The sequence below is a fragment of the Actinomyces sp. B33 genome, assembly GCF_028437565.1.
Lineage (GTDB): Bacteria > Actinomycetota > Actinomycetes > Actinomycetales > Actinomycetaceae > Pauljensenia.
In genome coordinates this window covers 12,258-23,636 of sequence record NZ_JAMRYR010000003.1, presented here as the reverse complement: position 1 = coordinate 23,636, position 11,379 = coordinate 12,258, and the positions used below count along the sequence as shown (strand labels likewise).

Annotated in this window: 9 protein-coding genes; all 9 read right to left on the bottom strand. The window is 71.1% G+C overall.

What is annotated here, in order from left to right; translation table 11 throughout:
• Positions 1-130: 130 nt before the first annotated feature.
• Positions 131-1,096, bottom strand: coding sequence for a class C sortase (locus M3T53_RS04750; protein ID WP_272433329.1), 966 nt, complete (start codon positions 1,094-1,096; stop codon positions 131-133).
• Between the two features lie 222 nt (positions 1,097-1,318).
• Positions 1,319-3,685: a polyribonucleotide nucleotidyltransferase gene (locus tag M3T53_RS04745; protein ID WP_272433328.1), complete on the bottom strand. Its 2,367-nt coding sequence runs from the start codon at positions 3,683-3,685 to the stop codon at positions 1,319-1,321.
• A gap of 249 nt (positions 3,686-3,934) precedes the next feature.
• On the bottom strand, positions 3,935-4,204 hold the full coding sequence (gene rpsO, locus M3T53_RS04740; protein ID WP_272433327.1) for a 30S ribosomal protein S15: 270 nt from the start codon (positions 4,202-4,204) through the stop codon (positions 3,935-3,937).
• Positions 4,205-4,425: 221 nt separating this feature from the next.
• Positions 4,426-5,415 (bottom strand): bifunctional riboflavin kinase/FAD synthetase, encoded by a 990-nt coding sequence (locus tag M3T53_RS04735; RefSeq protein ID WP_272433326.1) that lies wholly within the window; start codon positions 5,413-5,415, stop codon positions 4,426-4,428.
• Positions 5,415-6,413 carry a tRNA pseudouridine(55) synthase TruB gene (gene truB / locus M3T53_RS04730; protein WP_272433325.1) on the bottom strand — a complete coding sequence of 333 codons (999 nt, stop codon included), beginning with the start codon at positions 6,411-6,413 and terminating at the stop codon, positions 5,415-5,417. The genes M3T53_RS04735 and truB overlap by 1 nt, the downstream gene beginning before the upstream one ends.
• Before the next feature lie 2 nt (positions 6,414-6,415).
• Positions 6,416-6,874 carry a 30S ribosome-binding factor RbfA gene (rbfA, locus tag M3T53_RS04725; protein ID WP_272433324.1) on the bottom strand — a complete coding sequence of 153 codons (459 nt, stop codon included), beginning with the start codon at positions 6,872-6,874 and terminating at the stop codon, positions 6,416-6,418.
• A 257-nt stretch (positions 6,875-7,131) separates the two neighbouring features.
• Positions 7,132-9,870 (bottom strand): translation initiation factor IF-2, encoded by a 2,739-nt coding sequence (gene infB, locus M3T53_RS04720; protein WP_272433323.1) that lies wholly within the window; start codon positions 9,868-9,870, stop codon positions 7,132-7,134.
• 108 nt (positions 9,871-9,978) lie between these two features.
• Positions 9,979-10,305, bottom strand: a complete 327-nt coding sequence (locus M3T53_RS04715; RefSeq protein ID WP_272433322.1) for a YlxR family protein — start codon at positions 10,303-10,305, stop codon at positions 9,979-9,981.
• A gap of 32 nt (positions 10,306-10,337) precedes the next feature.
• Complete coding sequence (gene nusA / locus M3T53_RS04710) at positions 10,338-11,378, bottom strand: transcription termination factor NusA (RefSeq protein ID WP_272433321.1); 1,041 nt, start codon at positions 11,376-11,378, stop codon at positions 10,338-10,340.
• Between the last annotated feature and the right edge of the window lies 1 nt (position 11,379).

Here is an 11,379-nt window from a genome sequence, read left to right as displayed (position 1 = left end):
ACCGGGCCCCACACGATCGTCAATCCGCGTCATGCCCCGTCGGAGAGAGCCTCCCCGAATCCGAGTGAAAACGCACTGCCTCACGGATCAGCACGCGCGGAACAAGGACAGGAGAGAACGCGAGCCGCGCTCAACTCGCAGCGTCAGGGCCGCGTCGTCTTCTCGACTGCTTCGGCAGACCCGACCACCACACGTACAGACCCGCTGCGACGACGCCGGCGGGGATCCAGACCGCCCACCACGGGAAACGTGGAGTCCCCGGGGCCCGACCGGCAGCCTGGACCTCACTACTGGGCGTGGGAGTCACCCGTTCACCGGTCAGGAGGATGCGATGGCTATTGATCCCCAGCGGAGTGCACGTCACCAGCGTCGCGAGGTCCCGGTTCGGATCCGCGTGCAAGGACTCTGTGTCCTCAGGCTCGACGACCTTGCGGTCGTCGACCCTGTAGGTCAAGACTTCGCCGAACACCTCGAGGGTGAAGATATCGCCGACGCGGACCTTGTCGAGGTCGGTGAACATCTTGGCATCGGCCAATCCTCGATGACCGGTGAGCACCGTTCGAGTCCCGCGCCCTCCGACTGGCAGCGACGTGCCCTCCAGGTGGCCGACCCCCTCCAGAAGTGTGCGGTCCGCAGTCCCGTGATAGATCGGCAGATCGACATCGATCTGGGGGATCCGGATCCTCCCGATCAACCCATCCGAGTTGACGCTGAGGATCGAGTCGTAGTCCAGGTCGGCATCGCTGGACGTCCCGCTGCCCGTAGGGGCATTCGTGTTCGCCTCGAGCAGTGCCCCGACCTGAAGCGCCGCGTTGTATGCGTGGGCTCGTTCCAGCTGGACCACTTGATCCGGCTCGGCGGCCTCAAGCTGGGCCCCGTAGCTCGTGATGATCTTCGACTGGTTGTACTGGCTAATCCAACTCGCGACCGCAGGATAGCTGACGATCAGCATCCCGATGACGGCCAGAAACGCCGGTATGAGAGAGAACGGCTGGAATTCCCACCGCCACTGGGGCCCGACGACACTCTTCGTTTTATGCTCGCCGTCGTCTCCCCTCCCCCATTGTCCGAGGTGCTGTCCCTGACTACGGCGCATGATCGCTTCCCCACTTCCACGGGAACGGCGGCCCGCCCTCCCGAACGGTCTGCACGATACCTGAGCGGAGCGCTCAGGGGAATCCGCGCACCTCGACTCACCCGCCTCCCGGCGCCCGCGGACGCTGCAACCGCGAGCCCCTTGGCAGCCCGACGAGAACCGGGCCCGCAGCTCGTGGCTGCGGGCCCGGTCATCAGTCCTCACGACCGATCATCCATCGGATCACTCGTCGGAAGAATCCCCCTCGGAGGACGCGTCCTCGCCCTCGTCCTCGCGCTTGCGGCGGGTCCGGGTGCGCGGACGGCGCTCGCGACGCTCCGAACGATCGCGCCTCTCACGGCGCTCGCGACGCTCCTCGCCCTCGGACTCGGAGGCCTCGGCGTCGCCCGCCTCGCCCTCGACGACAGCGTGCAGGCTGAGCTTCCCGCGGTCCCCGATCTCGGCGATCTCCACCTCGACCTGCTGGCCGACCTGGAGGACGTCGTCGACCGACTCCACGCGCTTGCCGCCGACCAGACGACGGACCTGCGAGATGTGCAGCAGACCGTCCTTGCCGGGCGTCAACGAGACGAACGCGCCGAACGACGTCGTCTTGACGACCGTGCCGACGAAGCGCTCGCCGACCTCGGGCATCTGCGGATTCGCGATCTGATTGACCATCGCGCGCGCCGCCTCCGCGGCCTCGCCGTTCGACGACGCGATGTACACGGTGCCGTCGTCCTCGATCGTCAGCTCGGCGCCCGTGTCCTCCTGGATCTGGTTGATCATCTTGCCCTTGGGGCCGATGACCTCCCCGATCTTGTCGACCGGGACCTTGACGGTGATGATCCGCGGCGCGTTCGCGCTCATCTCATCGGGCCCGTCGATGGCCTGGTTGATGAGGTCGAGGATCGCCAGGCGGGCGTCGCGCGCCTGGGCGAGCGCCCCGCGCAGCACCTGCGAGTCGATGCCGTCGAGCTTCGTGTCGAGCTGGAGGGCGGTGATGAAGTCCCGCGTGCCGGCGACCTTGAAGTCCATGTCGCCGAAGCCGTCCTCGGCGCCGAGGATGTCCGTCAGGGTGACCGCCTTCTGCTGGCCGTCGACCTCGCCGGTCATCAGACCCATGGCGATGCCCGCGACGGGAGCGCGCAGCGGCACGCCGGCCTGCAGGAGCGACAGCGTCGAGGCGCACACCGAGCCCATCGACGACGAGCCGTTCGACCCCATCGTCTCCGACACCTGGCGAATCGCGTAGGGGAAGTCCTCGCGCGACGGCAGGACGGGGATCAGGGCTCGCTCGGCCAGGTCGCCGTGGCCGATCTCGCGGCGCTTCGGGGCGCCGACGCGGCCGACCTCGCCGGTCGAGAAGGGCGCGAAGTTGTACTGGTGCATGTAGCGCTTGGCGTTGATCGGCGAGAGGTTGTCGATCTGCTGCTCCATGCGGAGCATCGCCAGGGTCGTCACGCCGAGGATCTGGGTCTCGCCGCGCTGGAACAGGGCCGACCCGTGGACGCGGGGCAGGACCTCGACCTCGGCGGACAGGGAGCGGATCTGACGCGGCGTGCGCCCGTCCATGCGGATCTCCTCGCGCAGGGTGCGCTGGCGGATCGTCTGCTTCTCCAGGGAGCGGAAAGCGGCCTTGAGCTCCTTCTCCGACTCGGGGAAGCGCTCGTGCAGGGCGCCGAGCATCTCGTTCTTCACGGCGTCGCACGCCTCATCGCGAGCCAGCTTGCCCTCGGTGAGCAGCGCCCGGGCGAGCTTGTCCCCGGTCCACTCCTCGACGGCGGCGTACTGCTCGTCGGTGTAGTCGAGGAACAGCGGGAACTCCGCGGTCTCCTTCGACGCCCGCTCGGCGACCTTCATCTGCGCCTCGCACAGGGCCTTGATGAAGGGCTTGGCGGCCTCCAGGCCGTCGGCGACGACCTCCTCGGTGGGGGCGGTCGCGCCCGCCTGGATCAGCTCCCACTCGTTGGCGCCGCCACCGGCCTCGACCATCATGATGGCGACGTCCTCGGAGCCGTCGTCCTTGGTGACGATGCGTCCGGCGACGACGATGTTGAAGACCGAGCGCTCGAGCTCCGACCAGCGCGGGAACGCCACCCACTGGCCGTCGATGAGGGCCAGGCGGGTGCCGCCGATCGGGCCGGTGAAGGGCAGGCCGGCGATCTGCGTCGACATCGAGGCGGCGTTGATCGCCAGGACGTCGTAGGCGTCGTCGGGGTGGATCGTCAGGACCGTCTCGACGACCTGGACCTCGTTGCGCAGGCCCTTGACGAAGCCGGGGCGCAGCGGGCGGTCGATGAGGCGGGCGGCGAGGATGGCCTCGGTGCCGGCGCGGCCCTCGCGGCGGAAGAACGAGCCGGGGATACGGCCGACCGCGTACTGGCGCTCCTCGACGTCGACCGTCAGGGGGAAGAAGTCGAACTGGTCCTTGGGGTGCTTGCCGACGGTGGTGGCCGACAGGACGGTCGTCTCGTCGTCCAGGTAGGCCAGGGCCGAGCCCGCGGCCTGCTTGGCCAGGCGGCCCGTCTCGAAGCGGACAGTGCGGGTGCCGAAGCTCCCGTTGTCGATGATCGCCTCTGCGGCGACGATATCGGTGCCTTCCATCATGGGTGGCGTCTCTCCTTGCGTTCTCAGTGGATGCGCGCTCGGCTTCGGCCTTCGATCGAAGCCCACGGCGTGCGCCCTGGCGGTGGGTCCGTGAGCCACTGTCGAAAACCGGCGGCTGATGCGCGCGGCGTTCCAGCAGTGTGTCCGGACGGTGCGCGCCCCGGAACGTCGGGCGCCCACCTCGGGCGGTGGTCCGTCCGGAGGTAGTGAACCGGCCCGGTCCCACGAGGGGATCGGGCCGGTACGGGGTCAGCGGCGCAGGCCCAGACGCTCGATGAGCGACCGGTACCGCTCGATGTCGATGTCGGCCAGGTAGCCGAGGAGTCGACGGCGGCGGCCGACCAGCAGGAGCAGACCGCGGCGCGAGTGGTGGTCGTGCTTGTGGGTCTTGAAGTGCTCGGTCAGGTCCTTGATGCGCCGGGTCAGCAGCGCGATCTGGACCTCGGGGGAGCCGGTGTCGCCCTCGTGCGTGGCGTACTCGGCGATGATCTGGTCCTTAACGTCCTTGCTCAGGGGCACGGGCTTCTCCTTGATGTCTCGTTGCGCGGGGCCGGTGGGCTTGTCCCATCGGCTGACGGTCCGCGGCCGATCAACGGCTTGTCAAGGCTAGCACGGGCCGGGTCCGGCCCTCCCCGCCGCGGGGCCGGCCGGGGGCCTCGGCCCTGTGGGATCGGGCACGTCGGCGCCCGCGCGGTCCCCGCGGGTCCAGGGCCGACGACTATCGCGGGGGGCGCCCCTCGTCAGCCGGCGGTCACCGAATCGGGGGCCACCCGACCGGCCACGGCGACGCCGAGGATCGACGCCGTGCGGCGCAGGTCGTCGTCCATCTGCTCTAGGAGGGCCTCGACCGAGTCGAAGCTGGCCATCGGGCGGATCCTGGCGACGAAGGTCACGCCGATGCGCTCCCCGTACAGGTCGAGGTCGGAGCGCCCCAGGACGTGCGCCTCGACGGTCCGCTTATCGCCGTCGAACTGCGGGTTCGTCCCCACGGACACGGCGGCGGGCAGGAACTCCGTCGACGAGGTCCCCGGGACGGTGCGCACCACCCACCCGGCGTAGACGCCGTCGCCGGGGACGACCCCCTCGATGTCCCCGTGGAGGTTCGCCGTCGGGAAGCCCAGCTCCCGGCCCCGCTTGAACCCGTGCTCGACGGTGCCGCGGATGCGGTGGAGGTGCCCGAGGACGCGGGCCGCCCCGGTGACGTCGCCGGCGGCGAGGAGCTCGCGGACCCACGAGGAGGACCAGCGCCTCCCCTCGGGGGCCTCGATGTCGGTGACCATGACGACGTCGAACCCGTGGCGGCGGCCGAGCTCGCGCAGCGTGTCGACGGTCCCGGAGTTGGCGCGGCCGAAGTGGAAGTCCTCCCCGACGACGACCTCGACGGCGCCGAGCCGCTCGACGAGGAACTCCACGACGAACTCCTCGGGCTCAAGGGTGTAGACGGAGGCGTCGTAGTGGACGACGAGCGTGGCGTCCAATCCGGTGGCGGCCATCGCATCGATGCGGTCGTTCAGGGGGAAGATCAGTTCGAGGCCGACGCCCGGGTTGTGGACCTGGGTGGGGTGCGGGTCGAAGGTGATGGCGACGGAGGACGCGCCGGCCCGGCGGGCGCGGTCGACGCACGAGGCGATGACCTTCGCATGCCCGTTGTGCATGCCGTCGAAATTGCCGATGGTGACGACCGAGCGCAGGTCGCCGGGGACCTCGTCGAGTCTGGTCCAGGTTTTCATCAGTTCTCCGTGTGGAAGACGAGTTCGGTGCGCACTCGGGTCGGTGTGCACCGCAGGAGCCCGAGGACGCGCCCGTCGGGGTCGACGGCCGCGAGGATCCGCTCGGGAAGACCGTCGATCTGCGCGTCCAGGTCGGCGGGGGCGCGCCGGGGCGCCTGGCCGTGGGCGAAGGCCCGGGCCTCGTCGGCGGTCAGCGCCAGCGGCGCGAACATGTCGAGGACGGCCTCGTCCAAGGGGATCAGGGGGATGCGCGAGACGGGGACGGCCCCGGGGTCCTCGGGGGCGGGCAGCGCCGCGGATTCGAGGGCGTCGAGGGTCAGGGCGTCGTCGAGTCCGAAATCCCCGACTCGGGTCCGCCGCAGGGCGATGAGGTGGGCGCCGCAGCCGAGGCCGCGTCCGAGGTCGCGGGCGAGCGCCCGGATGTAGGTCCCCGACGAGCAGTCGACGACGACGTCGGCGTCGACGATGGGGACGTCGCGCCCGTCGGGCGAGGGGGCGAGGCCCGGACGCGGGGGCGCGAGGAGGTCGAAGCGGGCGACGGACACGGGCCGGGCGGCCAGCTCGACGTCGACCCCCCGGCGGGCGAGCGCGTAGGCCCGCTCGCCGTTGACCTTGATCGCGGAGACGCTTGAGGGGACCTGCATGATGTCGCCGGTCAGGGCCCGCATGGCCTCGGCCAGCCGGTCGGGGGCGGCGTCGACGGCCCCGGGGGCGTCGAGGATGCGCCCCTCGGCGTCGTCGGTGTCGGTCGAGACCCCCAGGCGGATCGTCGCCTCGTAGGTCTTCGCGTGGCCGGTGACCCAGGTGAGGAGCTTCGTGGCCTTGCCGATGCCCAGGACGAGGACGCCGGTGGCCATGGGGTCGAGGGTGCCGGCGTGGCCGACCTTGCGGGTGCCGGCCAGTCGCCTGACGCGCGAGACGACGTCGTGGCTGGTCATCCCCTGCGGCTTGTCGACGACGACGAGGCCGGGGACGGGGGTGTCGGATCGTCTGGCCATCGTCAGAGGCCGGCCTCGTCCTCGTCGCCCTCCTCGTCCTCCTCGTCGTCGTGACGGTAGGGGTCGGGGTCGCCCGCGTAGGAGGCGCCGACGGAGGCGCGGGCGATCTGCTCGTCGCGGGCCTTGGCGGCGGCGAGCGCGTCCTCGAGGGCGGCGGCGGATTCGGGCAGGGCGTCGGGGATGAACTCGAGGGTCGGGGTCAGGCGGATGCCGAGGGCCTTGCCGACTTCCGAGCGGATGATCCCCTGAGCCGATTCGAAGGCGCGGGCGGTGGCCGCCCGATCCTCGTCCCCGCCGAGAACCGTGTAGAAGATCGAGGCGTGCTGGAGATCCCCGGTGACGCGCACATCGGTGATGGTGACGAAGCCGAGCCGCGGGTCCTTGATCCGTCGCCCGAGCATGCTGGCGACGGTCTGCTGGATCCGGTCCTGGACCTTGCGCTGGCGCGCCTCGTCTGCCATGGGTTCCTCCTGCGTCGGGTTTGTCGGCCCGGGAGGGCCGATCGGTCGGTGCCCATGGTACGGGCCCGTCCCGGTCCAGACCATTCCGCCCGGCCCCCGCCCCGATCGTCCCGCCCGCGCGGCGCCGCCCCTCGTCCTTCCCCACGACCCGACGACTCGTTCCCTCCCCCGCAGTCGGGGCCCGGGCGGCGGCTCCCCTCAACGCGGAGCGCCCCGGCCGTCCGAGGGGGACGACCGGGGCGCCGGGGATCGCAGGATCAGTCGCGGGCCTTCTCGCGCATCTCCCAGGTCTCGATGACATCGCCCTCGGCGATCTCCCTGTACCCCAGGGTGATGCCGCACTCGTAGCCCTCGCGGACCTCCGTGACGTCGTCCTTCTCGCGGCGCAGCGACTCGATCTCGAGGTTCTCCGCGACGACGACGCCGTCACGGATCAGACGGGCCTTCGTGCCGCGCTTGATCGTGCCCGAGCGGACCAGCGAGCCGGCGATGTTGCCGAACTTGCCGGAGCGGAACACCTGGCGGATCTCCGCGGTGCCCAGCTGGACCTCCTCGTAGATCGGCTTGAGCATGCCCTTGAGGGCCGCCTCGACATCGTCGAGGGCCGAGTAGATGACGTTGTAGTACTTGATCTCGACGCCCTCGGCATCGGCCAGTTCGGCGACGCGCTCGGCGGGCCGGACGTTGAAGCCGATGATGACGGCGTTGTCGACCGTCGCGAGGTTGACGTCGTTCTGGGTGATCGCGCCGACGCCGCGGTGGATGATCCGCAGCTGGACCTCGTCGCCGACGTCGATGCGCAGCAGCGAGTCCTCCAGGGCCTCGACCGCGCCGGACACGTCGCCCTTGATGATGAGGTTGAGGGTGTCGACCTCGCCCTCGGCGAGGACCTTGTCGAAGTCCTCCAGGGAGACGCGCTTGCGACGCTTGGCGAGCATCGCCTGGCGCTCGGCGGCCTCGCGCTTGTCGGCGATCTGACGGGCGGTGCGGTCGTCGGGGGCGACGAGGAAGGAATCGCCGGCCCGCGGGACCGAGGTCAGGCCGAGGACGGCGACCGGACGGGACGGGCCCGCCTCGGTGACGTCGTTGCCGGCGTCGTCGAACATCGCGCGGACGCGGCCGTGGGCCGCGCCGACGACGAGGGCGTCGCCGACGTGGAGCGTGCCGCGCTGGATGAGCATCGTCGCGACGGCGCCGCGCCCCTTGTCGAGATTCGCCTCGATCGCGACGCCGCGGGCGGCGCTGTTCGGGTTCGCCTCGAGGGTCAGCGCCGCGTCGGCGGTCAGCAGGACGGCCTCGAGGAGCTCGCGGATGCCCTGGCGCTGCTTGGCGGAGATGTCGACGAACATGACGTCGCCGCCGTACTCCTCGGCGACGAGGCCGTACTCGGTGAGCTGCTGGCGGATCTTCGCCGGGTTCGCGCCCTCCTTGTCGACCTTGTTGACCGCGACGACGATCGGCACGTCGGCGGCCTGCGCGTGGTTGATGGCCTCGACCGTCTGCGGCATGACGCCGTCGTCGGCGGCGACCACGAGGATCGCGATGTCGGTGACCTTCGCGCCTCGGGCTCGCATCGCCGTGAACGCCTCGTGACCGGGGGTGTCGATGAACGTGATCGGGCGCTTGTGGCCCTCGTGCTCGACCTTGACCTGGTAGGCGCCGATGTGCTGGGTGATGCCGCCGTGCTCGGTGTCGACGACGTCCGTGTGGCGGATCGCGTCGAGGAGCTTGGTCTTGCCGTGGTCGACGTGGCCCATGACGGTGACCACCGGGGGACGCGCCTGGAGGCCGTCGAGGTCGTCGAGCTCCTCGGCCTCCAGATCGATGTCGAAGGACTCGAGCAGCTCGCGGTCCTCGTCCTCGGGGGAGACGACCTTGACCTCGTAGCCGAGCTCGGCCCCCAGGGCCTCGAAGGTGTCCTGGTCGAGGGACTGGGTGGCCGTCGCCATCTCCCCGAGGTGGAAGAGGACGGTCACCAGGGCCGCGGGGTTGACCTCGATCTTCTCGGCGAAGTCGGCCAGGGAGGCCCCCTGTCGGATCCGGATCTCCTGTCCGTTGCCGCGCGGGATCGACACACCCCCGATGATCGGGGCGTTCTGCTGCTCGAACTCTTGACGTTTCGCGCGCTTGGACTTGCGTCCTCGCTGGTTGCGCCCGCCGCCGCGCCCGAAGGCGCCGGGGGTGGAACCGCGTCCACCGCGCCCGCCGCCGCGAGCCGGCCCGAAGCCGGCGCCCGCGGGCGCTCCGCCTCCCGCTCCGGGGGCTCCGCCGCCCGGTCGGGGGCCGCGTCCGCGACCGCCGGCGCCGCCGGGGCGTCCGCCGCGCGCATCCGCCCCCTGGGAGGCGTGACGGGCGAAATTCGCCTGGCCGGGCATCATGCCCGGATTCGGGCGGGTCCCGGAGGGGCGGCCCGCCGGACGGGGCCCGCCGGCGGAGCCGGGACGCGCCGGGCGCTCGCCCTGCTGGCCCTGGCCGGGACGGCCGGCGCCCGGTCGAGGGCCGGGGCGCGGGCCGCCGGTGCCGCCGGGACGGGGCATGCCCTGGCTGGAGGCGTAGGGGTTGTTACCGGGGCGGGGACCCGCCGGTCGAGGGCCGGGACGCGGGCCGCCGACGGAGCCGGGACGGGGAGGCTGCTGCTGGGGCTTGGCCGCGGGACGCGGGGCCGGCGCGGGCGCCGGGGGCGCCTGAGGCGCGGGGGCGTCGGTGAACGCCGGCGAGGGCGAGGCCGAGGGCTCCGTGGCCCGGCGCTCGGGGGCGGCGGGGACGGGAGCCTGCGGCTTGGGGCCGGGCTTCTTCGCCGCCGGCTTTGTCGCCGCAGGGGCGTCGGCCTTCGGCGCGGCCGCGCCGTAGTGGTCCCGGGCCTTGCGGACGACCGGCGGCTCCAAGCCGGACGAGGCGGCCTTGACGTACTCGCCGTTGTTGTTGAGGAACTCGAGGAGTTCCTTGCTGGTGATGCCGAGCTCCTTGGCGAGCTCGCTGACACGCAACTTTGCCACTTTTCTCCTGTTCGGAAGCGCCTCCGAACCGGAGACGCGTTACTGGTACTGCTGGCAGCTCATCGCTGGGTACTCATCGGGTGCCCATCGGCTTCCAACCCGCTTCCATTACTCGTCGGTCGGCGCTGGCCGCGCCGCTGTCCGCGCGATCTCCTCGAGCTCGGCCCAGACCTCATCCCCGATGGGGGATCCGGTCTTCAGGCTGCGAGCCAGGGCTCCGCGCGCTCGGGCCCGGCCGATGCACGCCGGGTCCGGGTGGACCCACGCTCCCCTGCCGGGCAGATCGCGTCGGGGGTCCACCTGGATGGGCCCCCCGGGTGAGGCGACGACTCGGATGAGCTCCGAGCGCGCCTGACGCCTCCCGCATCCGGTGCACGTCCTGACGGGCCCGTCCGTGACGGGGGGCGGCGTCGGAAGATGCTCGGGATGCGGCACGCCACCCGAGTCTAGTCGAGGTCCTCGGCCGATCAGTCGCGGCCGTGTGAGCGACTGGTCACGTCGTCGGGCATCGACGAACGCGAGGGGGTCGCGTCGTCGCCGGTCTCGGTGTCGGCGTGGATGTCGATGTGGTAGCCGGTCAGGCGCGCGGCCAGGCGGGCGTTCTGCCCCTCCTTGCCGATCGCGAGGGACAGCTGGAAGTCGGGGACGATGGCCGTCGCCGTCTTGTTGTCGACGGAGTGGACGACGACGCGGGTGACGCGCGCCGGGGACAGGGCGTTGGCGACGAAGCGGCCGGGCTCGTCGGACCAGTCGACGATGTCGATCTTCTCCCCGCCGAGCTCCGTCATGACGCCGCGCACGCGCGACCCCATCGGCCCGATGCACGCGCCCTTGGCATTGATGCCGTCGCGCGTGGCGACAACGGCGATCTTCGTGCGGTGGCCGGCCTCGCGCGCGATGGCCTTGACCTTGACGAGCCCCTGCTGGATCTCGGGGACCTCGCGCTCGAACAGACCCATGACGAGGCCGGGGTGAGTGCGCGACAGGGTGATGCGCGGGCCCTTCTCGGTGCGCTCGACGGACACGACGAACGCGCGGATCCGGTCCCCGTGCCGGTACTGCTCGCCGGGGGCCTTCTCCGAGTCGGGCAGGATCGCCTCGAAATCGTCGCTGACCTGGACGACGGTGATCCTCCCGTCGCGGGCCTGCTGGACGGTCCCGGTGATGATCTGGCCCTGACGGTCGGCGAAATCGCCGAGGACCCGCTGGTCGTCGACGTCGCGCAGGCGCTGCATGATGACCGAGCGGGCGGTCGACTGGGCGATGCGCCCGAAGTTCTTCGGCGTGTCGTCGAACTCGCCGATGGGGTTGCCGTCCTCGTCCTCGTCCATCGCCATGACGGTGACCCGGCCGGTCCTCTTGTCGATCTCGATGCGGGCCTGGGAGATCGCGCCGGGGATGTTGTGGTAGGCCTTGAGCAGGGCCTCCTCGATGGCGTCGACGAGGGTGTCGAGGGCGACCCCCTTCTCGGTCTCCACCATGCGCAGTGCTGTCATGTCGATTTCCATG

Excerpts from the sequence above, each read along its gene's own strand:
- M3T53_RS04750 (WP_272433329.1), bottom strand. The coding sequence starts at position 1,096 with ATGCGCCGTAGTCAGGGACAGCACCTCGGACAATGGGGGAGGGGAGAC.
- M3T53_RS04745 (WP_272433328.1), bottom strand. The coding sequence starts at position 3,685 with ATGATGGAAGGCACCGATATCGTCGCCGCAGAGGCGATCATCGACAAC.
- rbfA (WP_272433324.1), bottom strand. The coding sequence starts at position 6,874 with ATGGCAGACGAGGCGCGCCAGCGCAAGGTCCAGGACCGGATCCAGCAG.
- M3T53_RS04735 (WP_272433326.1), bottom strand. The coding sequence starts at position 5,415 with ATGAAAACCTGGACCAGACTCGACGAGGTCCCCGGCGACCTGCGCTCG.
- nusA (WP_272433321.1), bottom strand. The coding sequence starts at position 11,378 with ATGGAAATCGACATGACAGCACTGCGCATGGTGGAGACCGAGAAGGGG.
- truB (WP_272433325.1), bottom strand. The coding sequence starts at position 6,413 with ATGGCCAGACGATCCGACACCCCCGTCCCCGGCCTCGTCGTCGTCGAC.